Consider the following 13,232-nt stretch of genomic DNA (forward strand, 5'->3'; position numbering starts at 1 on the left):
TTTATTCGTGTAAAGGAGTGAAGGTATTGGAAAAACTAACCCCTTCTGAGGTACAGAAAAAGTTATCCTCCGTTCCAAACTGGAGATTAACAGACGAAAAATGGATTGAACGCAAGTATCGTTTTGGTGATTATTTAAAAGGAATTGATTTTGTCCAAACAGTTGCAAATCTATCTGAGCAGGTAAACCATCACCCGTTTATTTCAATAGACTATAAGGTCGTAACGGTAAGAATTTCGTCGTGGAATGCAAGAGGTTTAACAGCTTTGGATTTTGAATTAGCCACGAAGTATGATGAGTTTTATTTGCAAGTAAAAAGTTAATTTTCTTCTAGAGGGAGAGATTTCGATATGGGGAAAGCAAGGAAAATTCCGAGGCACTTACAAAAATATGTAGTCGATCAGCAATACGAAAAATACACACCGATTGATCATGCCGTTTGGCGTTATGTCATGAGACAAAATCATAACTATTTGAAGGATACTGCCCATCAAGCTTATGTTGGCGGTTTAAAATCTTCTGGGATATCAGTTGAAAAAATCCCTAATGTAACAGACATGAACAATGCGCTGGAGCCATTTGGCTGGGGAGCTGCGAATATAGATGGCTTTATACCAGGCGTGATCTTTTTCGACTTTCAAGCACATGGGATTCTACCGATTGCCTCTGATATTCGTAAACTAGAAAACATCCAATATACACCGGCACCAGATATTATCCATGAAGCGGCTGGTCATGCACCTATTCTGTGTGAAGAGAAATTCTCAGAGTATGTGAAACTCTTTGGACAAATCGGATCAAAAGCATTGGCAACAAGTGAAGAGCATGAATTATTTGAAGCTGTTCGGACCTATTCCAATTTACTAGAAAGCGGAAAGGCTACAAAGGAAGAAATTGAGGCAGCGAAGGCTAATTTTGAAGAAAAACAAGCTGCCGTTACCGAATTATCGGAAGCAGAACAAATTTCACGGTTATATTGGTGGACCGTTGAATATGGACTAATTGGCACTGTTGGCCATCCACAAATCTATGGGGCTGGTCTGCTTTCTTCTGTTTCGGAAGGAAGAAGCAGCTTAACAGATTCTGTTAAGAAAATTCCTTTTGACTTGCAACGGGTCATTGAAACCGGCTTTGATATTACAAAACCACAGCCACAGCTTTTTGTATGTGATAGTTTTGATCAATTAATTGACGCGGTGAATGAATTTGCAAAAACGATGGCATTTAATGTTGGCGGAACACAAGGCTTAGACAAAGCACTTCGTTCTAACCATACAGCTACTATACAGTATAACTCTGGCCTTCAACTTACTGGTACACTTCGTAGAATCATCAAGGATGAAAAAGGAGAAGCGATATACATCCAAACAGAAGGTCCTTCCTCCTTAGCGTTTGAAAATACCGAATTAGTTGGACACGGCAAAACCACACATCATGATGGGTTTGGGGCTCCGATTGGAAGAATAAAAAACATGAACAAGCCGAATGAGGAGTTTACTAATGTAGAGTTGGGAATAGAGGTAGGCAAGGAATGTATCATTGAGTATGAGAGTGGAGTTAAAATAATTGGAACGCCTGTACAATTGCTCCGAAAGCAAGGGAAACTCCTGCTCATCTCTTTTGAAAATTGTACGGTTTCATTAAGTGAACAAACTTTATTCCAACCAGAATGGGGTACCTATGACTTGGCGATTGGTGAAAAAATAACCTCGGTTTTTGCTGGTGCAGCAGATTCTGAACAATTCTATGCAGATTTGGAAGAAATAGAAACGAAACCACTTGTCAAAAGAGAATTATCTCCGTTAGAACAAATGTACGGGAAAGTTAGAAATCTTCGTGAAAAACCGGATTATGAAATAGAATCAGTCTTAACAGAAGTGATAGAAAAATTAACAACTGACTTTAAGGATGATTGGTTATTAAGAATTGAAGTAATGGAAATGTTGGGAAAACATAATCTGTTACCGGAAAAACAGTTATTGCTCAAAAAACAGCTTGAAGAAATTAAGCTTTTACACGAAGAGTATCCAGTGCTAATTGAAAGAGGACTGATGTTAGCAGGAATCTAGATTGGAGACCTAATGAAAGGTATTAATAATTATATGCCTCCGGTAACGGAGGCTATTTGCTTTTCATTTCTTTTAACAATCAAATGCGATATTGAATATGATTGGATAATGATGTTATTGGGTGGGCGGCTAAGGTATGGAAAGTCAACTAAAAGAACTTTTTGGGGCATGGATTCAAGCGATTGGTACCGTTATGGCAGCTGTAGCTAGTAAACCTTCATTAAACGAAGAAATCCAAGAAAGTCTTAACTTATGGGGAAATGCTCTACAAGGTACGGGAAACGCCTTACTTGCAGATGCAGAAGAGGGCTTTTCGTTAGGAAAGCTTGGTAATGAGGTTCAAGCGATCGGAAATACCACTGTGATAGCGGGCATGGTGTTACATGTAGAGGAAGAAACAAAGCAAATGTTAGATATAAATGGAAACTTGCTACAGGCAATTGGAGGGGGAATTGCGCTACCAGAAGATTTAATGGGTGCCCCCTCGCCCATTAGAACACTTAATATTGCTGGAAATGTATTACAAATCACCGGGAATTCATTACAGGCCAAGGGAGGAATGGAGGAACTAAAAAGTAATGCTGTAAAGGAAGATAGATTTAAAGGATATAAGGAAAGCAATCAATTTGAAACGATTACGCATAGCCAATCACTAGCCATTAACGGCAGTTGGATTCAAGCAGTCGGATCCGTTCTATCTGCAATTGCACAAACAAAGGAAAGTTTAGAGGGTAACAAGGAAGAAATATGATCGAACCGTGATAAGTGTAACAAAGGAAGGGAACACTTTTATAAATAAGAAGGTAAAATTAGGTGAAATATTATGAAATTACTTTGTATAGATGGCGGTGGAATTCGAGGAATATTTGCTATCGCCATTTTACAAGCATTGGAAGAAGATGTAGGGCATCCAGTTGGTGAATTATTTGATGTTGTTGCTGGAACGAGTACTGGTGCGATCATCGCTGCCTCTGTTTCCCTCAATAAAAATATGAAGGAAATATATGAGAATTATAGGCATTATGGTGAAAAAATTTTTACCAGGCAGGCAAAGGTTGGACTTTTTAAAAGCGTATATAGCGACCGATCACTAAGACATCTATTAAAAAAAGCATTTGGTGAAGTCAAACTAGAGGAAATAGCCAAGCCGCTTCTTATTCCAGCTGTGGACATTACCCATGGCAAACCTTTTATTCACCGCTCCAACTACGGACATCCTGATAGTAGCGATTTATCAATTAAACTTTGGGATGCTGTTCTTTCATCCTGCTCAGCACCCGTCTATTTTCCTCCTAACAAAATAGGAGATCAATACTTATCGATTGATGGAGGACTTTGGGCGAATAATCCCTCCTTAGTTTGTCTGACAGAAGCCATTCATTTTTTTCAGAAAGGTATGGAGGAAATTAATATCTTATCAATCGGCACTGGCTTACAGAATATCGATTTTACAAACGACAAGGAAAAGTATTGGGGAATTAATCAATGGCTGCCATTCCATTTTCCTTCCATGAAGGTAACACCTAAACTTCTTGATTTAGCCCTTCACTTATCATCCGAATCGGTATCCTATCATTGTCAGCTTCTTCTTAAGGAACATTACCTGAGAATCAATGAAGAATTAGGTGAGGAGGTTCCGTTTGACGAAGTAAAGTATATGGATGTACTAAGTGAGTTAGGTCGAAATCTTTTTAAGAAGCAGAAAGATGAAATTATATCATTTATTAGAAAATAACAACCAAGAACTTATATTATTCCTGAGGTGAAGGAAAATGTACAAACTGTTGTCTCATAATGACTTAGATGGTGTTGGATGTGGGATTCTAGCGAAACTTGCATTTGGGGAAGAAGTGAATGTCCGCTACAATTCAATTTCGGGCTTAAATCGTGAAGTTGAATGGTTTTTAGAAAATAATGATAAGAATACATATTTGTTTATAACAGACTTGTCTGTAAATGAAAAAAATGAACAAAGATTGGTGGAGTTTTTTCAAGAAGGGGGAAAAGTACAACTAATTGACCATCATAAAACGGCACTGCATTATAATGATTATGAATGGGGTCACGTTGTTGTTGAGGACGAGGAAGGAAAATTAACTTCAGCAACATCCTTATTTTATGAATTTCTAATTTCTCATCAGCATATTGAGGCAACAGATTCCATCACGGAATTTGTTGAACTTGTAAGACAGTATGACACCTGGGAATGGGAGAAAAATGGGAATCAGGACGCCCAACGTTTGAATGCCCTATTTTTTCTAGTTTCGATTGATGAATTTGAAGAAAAAATGATCACTCGTCTTAAGACTAGCGAACATTTTCATTTTGACGAGTTTGAAAAGAAAATACTAGATATGGAAGAAGACAAAATTGAACGCTATATCCGCAGAAAAAGGAGAGAGTTGGTTCAGACTGAAATAGATGGACTTTTTGCTGGTGTGGTCTATGCTGAATCCTATCATTCAGAGCTAGGTAATGAACTTGGAAAAGAATACCCTCATCTTGATTACATAGCGATCGTAAATATTGGGGGAAAACGAATGGGCTTTCGCACCATCCACGATCATGTTGATGTATCCGACGTTGCTGGACAATACGGTGGAGGTGGTCATGCAAAAGCATCAGGATGCTCTTTAACGGAAGAAGCATACAAAAACTTTGTGACCGAAACCTTTCATTTAGAGGCGATTCCAGAGGATGCCAGAAGAAATAGATATAACCTTAAAGCTTCATCCTTTGGTACTTTATATAAAAACAGAAGAGAAAAAATGTTCTTGCTTTATCAGGCAAATGAAAATGAATGGGTAATAGAAAAAAATCAGAATGAAATGGAGCAATCCTTTGCTACTTTTGAAGAGGGGGAGAGTTTTCTAAAAAGAAACTATGAAGTCTGGCTCGTAAAAGATGAGGACTTTGTTCACTACTTAATGAAACAAGTAAGAGCAAAGAGGCACTAAAAAGCCCACCTAAGAACATTTGTTCTTAGGTGGGCTTTTTCTCAATTCATTATTGTTTCAGTTGATTTAAATCCTCGATACACTCTTGAACTAAAGTAACTGCCTGGCTCATGGCAGCACCACCGCCAAATGCTGCGGTTACCCCTACTGCCTCTAGAATTTCTTGTTCCGAACAACCTTGATCAATACACCCTTTTGTATGGTAAATGATACAATACTCATCCTGCGTATAAAGACTAATGCCTAAGGCAATGAGCTGCTTTTCGCGCTGCGATAGTGCACCTTCTTTAAAACATTCCTCTGTAAAAGCATTGAAGTGCTTAGCAAATTCAGGCATTTTCTGAGTAAATACACCTAAACCCGATTTATACTCATGTAGGGCTGCTTCCGTACTATTTCTAGCTTCAAATTCCATTCTTCATTTCAGCTCCATTCTAATTATCATGAATCCAAAATTAGTATGAGCAAACAAGGAATGGATTAACCAATATTACAAGTCATTATGGTAGTTTTTAAAATAGGATGTTAAAGAGCAAGGGGGTCTTTCCATTTCCGGCACAAAGGCACTCAACTTCGTTAAAAAATAACAGGACTCAGGAAAATGGTGCTCTAAAAACCGGAGCGTTGTTGCATTTAAAACTTCTTTTCCTTTATAAAGCTTAATAACATGTTCCACCAATTGGTTAAATGAAAGTACGGTTCCACTCACTTCACGTGCAAAGGCGATTTGGATAGGAAAATGAGGTGGCATAAATCGTAAATAACCTTTTATTGCATCATTTTTTAACATATGCGCTGAAAAGAGTTTACTCAAAGTATCCACTTTTCCTTTAAGTATTAGCTCAATCCCATCTAGTGCCCGGTTTAATAATGCAGCATGACCGATTTGATCTTCTAACCATAAGTCTAATAAATCAACTAGTGGGAGGGGAGAGTAATCTGTTCCATTCATGTAGTATTGGAGAATCCTTAAATATTCACCGTTTTCACTCAATGTCCCATTAAAATAAGTAGGAGTTATGTTGATGAGTATTTTATTATTTAATTGTAAATTTAGGATTCTTCCTTCGAAACGGTAATAATCATAGGAAACCTGAGCGGAAAGTTTGGAAAACTCAACTAATTCCTGAGAATTCACCTGACTAGTTTTTGGAATTTGCTCGAGTCGGTTTCTTACCTCTGTAAATCTTTCGATATAGGCTACGGCTTTTTTCACGTGAAGTACTTCTACTGGTGATAAATAATCCCTAACAAAGATGGCATGATCTAAAAGTATATTTACCCAAAAATAATGCTCTTCCCAAGGAGTAAATGGATTTAAGTTTTTCACCGATAACCTCCTGTAATGAAGTTCTTATTCCTTATATAAGTTATTAGGATAATTTCTAATAAATGAATAAATTACCATAGTTAGCAAAAAATAAAAGAAAAAGATGGGGCGGATGCGAATGCGCAAAGATCGCAATCGCTTTTTGAAGGACATTAAACTGCAAAAAGAACCAAATTTGGCTGGAGAATCAATTCTACAGCAATTTATTAACGATTTTCATACTAGTTCTGATTTAAGTGTCACAGAGTTTCCGCATCTAACAGTAAAAATATATTACTTTAGTTATCTTATTAATAAGGATCATTATGAACAATTTTTATCAAACATTAGAACGATCACTCCAGAAGAGTTAGAGACATTTTTAAACCATTCTGAGTTTAAAGTATTAACAGATATGAGTAGTGTTGAAGAAGCAATTTTATCTGGAAGTGCTATTTTATTTACAGAAAAACAAGCATATAATCTCCCTTTTCAAGAGGGACAGGGTCGTTCGATTTCTCCATCTGAAACGGAAACGGTCATTCTAGGTGCGCATGATGCATTTGTTGAATCCATTGATGTAAATTTATCACTTATTCGGAAGCGAGTGATGAGTTCACAACTTAAGACAATCAAATTATTTATAGGAAATAAGGCAAAGAGAACAGTATATTTACTTTATATCGAGGGTATTGCATCTGAGAAAGATATAGCAGAAATTAAAAAACGAATTCTTTCGATAAAAAACGATGCAATTGTAGATACGAATATGCTCGTTCAATATATTGATGAACATCCCAATTCACCATTTCCTCAATTTTATACAACAGAGAGACCAGACGTAATTGCCTATAAAATGTTTGATGGAAAAGTTGTAGGGTTAATGGATAACAGTCCATTTGCTTTTGCTACACCAGTCAGTTTTTTTGATTTTATGGAATCGATGGATGATTTCGGTCAAAGATGGATTGTCAGTACTTTTATTAAGGTCACACGGTATATTGCTATTTTGGTTACCCTAATATTTACGGCCTTTTATGTAGCGGTTACTACGTATCACTACGAAATGATTCCGCAGGCATTACTTCCGACATTGCTGGAGTCGCGAAGTAAAGTTCCGTTTCCACCTGTGATTGAAGCACTTTTTTTAGAATTTCTGTTAGAGCTGTTAAGAGAAGCGGGAGCCAGACTTCCTACAAAGGTTGGACAGACGATCGGTATTGTTGGCGGTATAGTAATCGGGCAAGCAGCTGTGCAGGCAGGGATTACCAGCAATATCCTCATTATTGTGGTAGCCGCTTCTGCTATCGCGTCATTTGTGGTACCCAGTTATTTATTAAGTGCATCGATTAGAATTGTACGTTTTGGGTTTATTATCATTTCTGGGTTTTGGGGGAATTTAGGGATTATTTTTGGTATGGGGGTCTTGATTATTCATTTAAGCTGCCTGACCAATTTAAACGCTCCCTACCTATTACCGATATCGCCAATGTACCCTCGATTTTTTAAATACTCATTAATAAAGGGACCATTTAAGAAAAAAAGCTGAAAGGGGTTAACGATAATGTCAACGAAAGAACAGTTATCACCCTTTCAAGCTTCAATATTGATTTATTTAATCCAGTCTGGTGTTACATTATTTTCTTTACCCAGACTTGTTGCCGAAGCCTTTGGTACCAACGGATGGATTGGGCTTATCATAATTTCTATTATTGTAAATCTCAATCTTGTACTAATTTGGCTCGTTTTTAAATTAAGTAAAGGGAAGTCAATGTTTGAAATTATAGCCATTTTTCCAAAATGGCTAACCCTGCCATTTTGTTCGTTTATTGCTATCATATGGATGCTTTTAGGTGTATTTGTGATGGTGAAGTTTTCAATGATCCTTAAGATGTTGTTTTACCAAAATGTATCCCTTTTTTACTTCTTCTCAATGGGATATATATTAACCTATTTGTTGGTTAAAAAGGATCTCTATCAAATTGCAAAAGCAACGGTTGTTTTATTTTATTTTACCGTTTGGACTGTTTTTTTATTAGCTTTCCACCTGCCAGAATTCAGCTTTTTGCGGCTTACGCCGTTTATATTTAAAGGTGATACGGATATGTTGAATGGGGGGATGTCTATTTTCACAGCCCTTTTAGGCTATGAACTGTCCATCTTATTTATCCATATGATCGAGAGAAAACAATTAAAATCTCTTATAGCAGGAAATTCTATTACATCACTCATATATTTTGGAGTGACTTTCGTCAGTTTTGGCTTTTTTAGTTTCGAGCAGTTGTTAAAGGAAATGTACCCGGTCGTAACTTTGTTGGGGTATATATCTTTTCCTGTCCTTGAAAGGGTAGAGAATTTTACATTTTCTGTTTTTGGTTTAAAGGTACTAATGACGACGGTCATGTATTTATGGGGTGCAAAAGAATTATTACAGTACCAATTTATAAGGGTAAAATCAAACTTACTTGTAATTGGAATAATGATAGTAGTCTTCATGGCGTCTTTTATTCCAAAGGTTCTTAAAGATGTAGAAGAATGGTTAACGTATATTACCTATGCGGCTTCTGCAATTGCATTTTTAGTACCAATATTTTTATTACTAACCGTTCTACTCACAAAAATAATGAACAGGAACCCAGCCAATGAATAAGCTTTTTGGAATTTTAATAATCATTTTACTGACTGGATGTGCCGAGCAACGGATAATAGATGATTTAGCACTAATGAATGCGGTAGGCTTTGATCTCACGGAGAACGAAAGTAATCCCTTAAAATATACGGCTACTTTCCCAATCATAACAAAAGATGGAAACTATGATCGAAAAACAATCATTGTGGATGGAAAATCAAGTAAAGATGCCAGAGAAAAAGTAAGATTTAAGACAAATTTTAAACTAGAAAGCGGGCAGCTTCGTGTTTCTTTGTTTGGCCAGAAATTAGCGAAACAGGGGATGCTACCTTATTTAAATTCCTTAGTTCGTGATTCAAGTATCGGTACGCGATTAAAGTTGGCTTTAGCTGAAGATGAAGCCAGTGAAGTTCTATTGCTGCAGATAAAAAACGAAGGCCAAAATGCAACATATCTAGAACAGTTCTTAACAAAGTTGAATAGAGAAAATTTTAGAGTGAATTATAATATTTATCAATTTCTTAGAGATTATTATGACGACGGAATAGATCCAATTCTGCCCGTCTTTAAAGTTGAGAAAAACAACATAGCATTTAATGGTATTGGTTTATTTCATGAGGATAAACTTGTTGAAATACTTAAGCCATCTGAAGCCCGATATCTTTACCTATTTCGAGAAGAAATGCAAAAAGGTGTTTTTGTCGAACAGATCGATGTAGGGGAGGAAGGTATGGCCTCAATCATGCTTAATTACGAACTAAATAATCACCGAATTGAGGTTCACACAACACGAAAGAAGGCATCTATTTATATAGAATTAATCGGGGATGTTGTAGAATATACAGGAAAAGAGGACGTTTCCGATCCCAAAATACAAAAAAAAATTGAGAAGATTATTACAAAGAAAATTAATCAGGAAGGAAAGGAACTCATATTAAAATTGCAGAAACTCCAGGTTGATCCACTTGGAATTAATCGATATGTACGAAATAAAATGACCTACAAGGAATGGAAAGCTTTAAATCAATATCAAGCCTACCAGGATATGAATATAAATGTCGAGGCTAATGTTATTTTAAACAGTTCAGGAAAGTGGAAGTAGGACATAACAAAAAATAATCCACCAAGTGAGTGGATTATTTTTTGTCTAAAGAGTTTACGTATTCTTGAACCATTTCATTTGTAACATTTTTTCTAAGTGAAATGATTCGCAAATTAATTCTGTTCATTTTATTTGTCACTTCATTAATTTTATCTGTTGTGAAAGGTTTTCCTTGTTTGCATAATTCAACTGCTTCTTCAATGTATTTTTCACGCAGTTCATCCAAAGCTTGAAACTCTTGATAACTCTGATTTTGATTTTTCGCATGGTTTATTAAGTCTTTATGTACACTCATAATTCCACTCCTCAATGGTTGACTGATTAAATAATACCACAAACTTAAATACTCGGTGTTATTTAATTTAGAAAGAATAGAGGAGGAGAGGAGTAGTAGTAATAGGGGCTTGGTGGGATTTGAACCCACAAAATACTCACCAGTTAACGATAGTAACTGTTGGTTGCTCTACAATTGAGCTACAAGCCCTGTTTTTATTATGGTTTTAAAACTAAATATTATTCATCATTTCATTTTAGCTATTTCTTCCGTCACAACAAAGGCAAGATCATCGTTTCCAAACAACGCTAACACACCAAGTAATGTATCGTCTCCAATTTCTCCAGCTTCATCTTTAGGTACAACTAATTCCATAGCTTCTTTTAAAGCAATGTTTGAAAACTGATTAGGGTATGCCCGCAAATACAATTCCTCAGGATTTAAATCATGATTGATGCACCATTGAGCAAATACAAGAATCATCATTTTTTCCTCGCCTTGATAATTTTGAATAATTTTTTCTTCTAACTGTTTTGAATTCATTAAGAGATCTCCTTTAAAAACATCATAATTTAATTATATAGGAATACCTGATTCACGTAAAAGGAATATAAAAAAGAAGGGGAGTACCATTTGGGATAGGAAAAAGACAACAACTTTAGGAAAATTGAAAGTATCTTTAATACAGATACATAATTACGTAAAATATAAATTTGACGTAATTATATTGATTTAGTAAAATGTAGAAGTGAGGTGATTTTATGGTAAATCAGTCTAATCAAGAAAATTTCAAAAAGCTTCAGTCTCTCTTATCTGAACTTCCCTGGTATGTTGATGAGTACATCAATCATAAATTAAGAAAGCTTTCGACTGCTTCTTTGTTTAATTACTGCCATGATTACAAAATCTTTTTTAATTGGATGGTCAGTGAGCAATTATTTATCGGATCTGCTAAAGATATTCCTTTAGATCGATTAGAGCAAATGACGGTTCTTGAGATTGAAAGTTTTTTAAATTTCCTGCATTACGAATTAAATAATAAGGAATTAACGGTTAATCGGAAATTATCAGCATTAAAGTCCCTATTTAATTATTTGCAGAACATCGCAGAAACCCCTGATTTAAAGCCTTATATTAATCGAAATGTCATGGCGAAAATTGAATTTAATGAAGTTAAAGATAACATGGAAACAAAAGCTGCTAAAATGGAAGGCAAAATTCTTCTTGGTGATGAGTACGAAAAGTTTCGGTTATTTGTTGCACATGATTACGGTGATTTAATCAAAGATAACAAAAAACTCTTTAACTTTCATCAATTAAATAAAGAGCGTGATACCGCGATCGTATCTTTAATATTAGGTTCTGGACTTCGGCTTTCGGAGTTAGTTGGGATTGAATTAGATGATATTGATTATAAAAAGTACTGTGTTAGGGTTATCCGCAAAGGAAATAAAGAGCAATTTGTGTTCTTTAGTCAGGTTGCGATGGCAGATTTACAAGAATATCTATCCGTTCGAACGGCTAAATACCAGGTTGATAAAAATAATAAAGCATTATTTATAGCAGCATCGATTGGACCTAAAGGTAAAACGCGTAAACTCACCGCCAGAGCTGTAGAAAAACTAATTGAAAAATATGCAACAGCCTTTGGTAAACCATCGTTATCTGTACATAAACTGCGACATTCGTTTGCTACAAGATATCATGCTGAAATTAACGATGTACCAAAATTACGCAGGCAATTAGGCCATTCATCCATCCAAACTACGATGATCTACACACATATAAAGAATGATGATCTAAAAATTGCTGTTGATAAGATGGATATGCCGAAAGAACAATGAAGAAGTCAGCAATGATGGTTGCTGCTTCTTTTTTACATCAGTTTACATAATATTATTATGGTAGCAATTTTCGTTGATATCTCATAAACCAAGTATACTTAAGATAATGAGACAGAATCAAAATTTTGAGTTTTGAACTAAATTTAATCTTCCAACCAAAAGTCAAAAAACACAGGTTTCCCCTGTGTTTTTTGTGTTATTCGCCCCTGCCCTACTTGCTTTGTTTGTTTGTATGAACACTTGTATTAGTAAGATTCCATTTCCCATCTCCATACTTCCATGTTGACTCTACAAAGGCAATTGTATCAGCATTTGCAATCCCTGTAATTCTTTGTACCCCTTCTAACATCATCTCACCGGTCGTTAATTTAACTGGCTTTAGAGAATGAAAATCATTTACTGTCAATTCTGTGGGTTCATTCAATCTCCCTTTATAGTATAGTCCTAGTTTTTTGTAATATTTTTTCCGATCGTTCAAATCAAATAGATAGGTTTTTCCAGTCTGACCAATGGTTATTTTAGCCTTATAGCCATTTTCAAAGGTGCTGGCGATTTCTAATGGTTCAGGAACAATCAATTCTTTGGTAATAAAATCCTTAAAGGTATATAAATAATTAAGGGTTATCCCTCCGCTTCCCCCTGTTAATACATTTGAAAATAAATCTTTCACTCCATCCTGGTTTAGATCCACCAACTTTAATGATGCTTTCGATCCGCTTTCAAGTGGAATTTTGTACTGTTTATCATTCGTAGTAGATATATCAATATAAATTTCTTTCAAATAATTTTCTTCATCTTCATAAGGAACACCTTTTAATTGGATCCGTTCATTAATTCCATCGCCAGTAACATCAGATTCATGTTTTGAAATTGTGACAGTTTTTGCTTTTTCTTCTATAGCATGAACACCGGTAATCGCCGTAACAGACATGAGAAAAAATGCAGTAACAACTAAGAGCAATTCTTTTTTCATTCGTTTCGCCTCCAAAATCTGATACAGGTAGTATACCCAATTTTGGAAAAAACATGAAAAAAGACTCCCTTATTT

14 protein-coding genes and 1 tRNA gene are annotated in these 13,232 nt (G+C 35.6%); 9 read left to right on the forward strand and 6 right to left on the reverse strand.

Features of this window, described 5'->3' with window-relative positions; all coding sequences use genetic code 11:
• Nucleotides 1–26: 26 nt before the first annotated feature.
• From QUG14_RS02215 to QUG14_RS02235, 5 genes are all read left to right on the forward strand, one after another.
• Nucleotides 27–323 carry a 4a-hydroxytetrahydrobiopterin dehydratase gene (locus QUG14_RS02215; RefSeq protein WP_289338888.1) on the forward strand — a complete coding sequence of 99 codons (297 nt, stop codon included), beginning with the start codon at nt 27–29 and terminating at the stop codon, nt 321–323.
• Between the two features lie 27 nt (nt 324–350).
• Nucleotides 351–2,069: an aromatic amino acid hydroxylase gene (locus QUG14_RS02220; RefSeq protein ID WP_289338889.1), complete on the forward strand. Its 1,719-nt coding sequence runs from the start codon at nt 351–353 to the stop codon at nt 2,067–2,069.
• Nucleotides 2,070–2,205: 136 nt separating this feature from the next.
• Nucleotides 2,206–2,820, forward strand: a complete 615-nt coding sequence (locus QUG14_RS02225; protein WP_289338890.1) for a DUF6944 family repetitive protein — start codon at nt 2,206–2,208, stop codon at nt 2,818–2,820.
• Between the two features lie 72 nt (nt 2,821–2,892).
• The gene (locus QUG14_RS02230; protein ID WP_289338892.1) at nt 2,893–3,804 is read left to right on the forward strand and encodes a CBASS cGAMP-activated phospholipase; all 912 of its coding nucleotides are present in this window, start codon (nt 2,893–2,895) and stop codon (nt 3,802–3,804) included.
• Between the two features lie 37 nt (nt 3,805–3,841).
• Nucleotides 3,842–5,026, forward strand: a complete 1,185-nt coding sequence (locus QUG14_RS02235) for a DHH family phosphoesterase (protein WP_289338893.1) — start codon at nt 3,842–3,844, stop codon at nt 5,024–5,026.
• 49 nt (nt 5,027–5,075) lie between these two features.
• Here the strand turns inward: QUG14_RS02235 and QUG14_RS02240 are convergent, their stop codons facing one another.
• Both QUG14_RS02240 and QUG14_RS02245 read right to left on the reverse strand, forming a co-directional pair.
• The gene (locus tag QUG14_RS02240) at nt 5,076–5,441 is read right to left on the reverse strand and encodes a carboxymuconolactone decarboxylase family protein (protein WP_289338895.1); all 366 of its coding nucleotides are present in this window, start codon (nt 5,439–5,441) and stop codon (nt 5,076–5,078) included.
• 75 nt (nt 5,442–5,516) lie between these two features.
• Nucleotides 5,517–6,356, reverse strand: coding sequence for a DUF2935 domain-containing protein (locus tag QUG14_RS02245; protein ID WP_289338897.1), 840 nt, complete (start codon nt 6,354–6,356; stop codon nt 5,517–5,519).
• A 118-nt stretch (nt 6,357–6,474) separates the two neighbouring features.
• Here QUG14_RS02245 and QUG14_RS02250 point away from each other — a divergent pair, with 118 nt between their 5' ends.
• From QUG14_RS02250 to QUG14_RS02260, 3 genes are read left to right on the forward strand one after another with little or no spacing between them, the layout of a single operon-like run.
• A complete protein-coding gene (locus QUG14_RS02250; RefSeq protein WP_289338898.1) occupies nt 6,475–7,884 on the forward strand; it encodes a spore germination protein in 1,410 nt (469 codons plus the stop codon).
• A 15-nt stretch (nt 7,885–7,899) separates the two neighbouring features.
• Entirely contained in the window at nt 7,900–8,985 is a 1,086-nt protein-coding gene (locus QUG14_RS02255) for a GerAB/ArcD/ProY family transporter (RefSeq protein ID WP_289338900.1), read from the forward strand.
• The gene (locus QUG14_RS02260; RefSeq protein ID WP_289338901.1) at nt 8,978–10,066 is read left to right on the forward strand and encodes a Ger(x)C family spore germination protein; all 1,089 of its coding nucleotides are present in this window, start codon (nt 8,978–8,980) and stop codon (nt 10,064–10,066) included. Before QUG14_RS02255 ends, QUG14_RS02260 begins: the two co-directional genes overlap by 8 nt.
• Before the next feature lie 34 nt (nt 10,067–10,100).
• Here the strand turns inward: QUG14_RS02260 and QUG14_RS02265 are convergent, their stop codons facing one another.
• The 3 genes from QUG14_RS02265 to QUG14_RS02275 form a co-directional block, all read right to left on the reverse strand.
• A complete protein-coding gene (locus QUG14_RS02265; protein WP_289338902.1) occupies nt 10,101–10,361 on the reverse strand; it encodes a DUF2533 family protein in 261 nt (86 codons plus the stop codon).
• Between the two features lie 104 nt (nt 10,362–10,465).
• Nucleotides 10,466–10,550, reverse strand: a tRNA-OTHER gene (locus QUG14_RS02270).
• A gap of 36 nt (nt 10,551–10,586) precedes the next feature.
• Nucleotides 10,587–10,883, reverse strand: coding sequence for a hypothetical protein (locus tag QUG14_RS02275; RefSeq protein ID WP_289338903.1), 297 nt, complete (start codon nt 10,881–10,883; stop codon nt 10,587–10,589).
• A gap of 218 nt (nt 10,884–11,101) precedes the next feature.
• Between QUG14_RS02275 and xerS the strand changes: the two genes are divergently transcribed.
• On the forward strand, nt 11,102–12,184 hold the full coding sequence (gene xerS / locus QUG14_RS02280) for a tyrosine recombinase XerS (RefSeq protein ID WP_289338904.1): 1,083 nt from the start codon (nt 11,102–11,104) through the stop codon (nt 12,182–12,184).
• Between the two features lie 211 nt (nt 12,185–12,395).
• On the opposite strand, the gene QUG14_RS02285 is transcribed toward xerS, so the two are convergent.
• Nucleotides 12,396–13,157, reverse strand: coding sequence for a hypothetical protein (locus QUG14_RS02285; protein ID WP_289338905.1), 762 nt, complete (start codon nt 13,155–13,157; stop codon nt 12,396–12,398).
• Nucleotides 13,158–13,232 lie beyond the last annotated feature (75 nt).

It is taken from the genome of Neobacillus sp. CF12, assembly GCF_030348765.1.
In the GTDB taxonomy this organism is placed as follows: domain Bacteria; phylum Bacillota; class Bacilli; order Bacillales; family Cytobacillaceae; genus Neobacillus.

Coding starts and splice junctions, on each gene's coding strand:
- QUG14_RS02250 (WP_289338898.1), top strand. CDS start 6,475: ATGCGCAAAGATCGCAATCGCTTTTTGAAGGACATTAAACTGCAAAAA.
- QUG14_RS02230 (WP_289338892.1), top strand. CDS start 2,893: ATGAAATTACTTTGTATAGATGGCGGTGGAATTCGAGGAATATTTGCT.
- QUG14_RS02285 (WP_289338905.1), bottom strand. CDS start 13,157: ATGAAAAAAGAATTGCTCTTAGTTGTTACTGCATTTTTTCTCATGTCT.
- QUG14_RS02260 (WP_289338901.1), top strand. CDS start 8,978: ATGAATAAGCTTTTTGGAATTTTAATAATCATTTTACTGACTGGATGT.
- QUG14_RS02275 (WP_289338903.1), bottom strand. CDS start 10,883: ATGAATTCAAAACAGTTAGAAGAAAAAATTATTCAAAATTATCAAGGC.
- QUG14_RS02220 (WP_289338889.1), top strand. CDS start 351: ATGGGGAAAGCAAGGAAAATTCCGAGGCACTTACAAAAATATGTAGTC.
- xerS (WP_289338904.1), top strand. CDS start 11,102: ATGGTAAATCAGTCTAATCAAGAAAATTTCAAAAAGCTTCAGTCTCTC.
- QUG14_RS02225 (WP_289338890.1), top strand. CDS start 2,206: ATGGAAAGTCAACTAAAAGAACTTTTTGGGGCATGGATTCAAGCGATT.
- QUG14_RS02255 (WP_289338900.1), top strand. CDS start 7,900: ATGTCAACGAAAGAACAGTTATCACCCTTTCAAGCTTCAATATTGATT.
- QUG14_RS02265 (WP_289338902.1), bottom strand. CDS start 10,361: ATGAGTGTACATAAAGACTTAATAAACCATGCGAAAAATCAAAATCAG.
- QUG14_RS02235 (WP_289338893.1), top strand. CDS start 3,842: ATGTACAAACTGTTGTCTCATAATGACTTAGATGGTGTTGGATGTGGG.
- QUG14_RS02240 (WP_289338895.1), bottom strand. CDS start 5,441: ATGGAATTTGAAGCTAGAAATAGTACGGAAGCAGCCCTACATGAGTAT.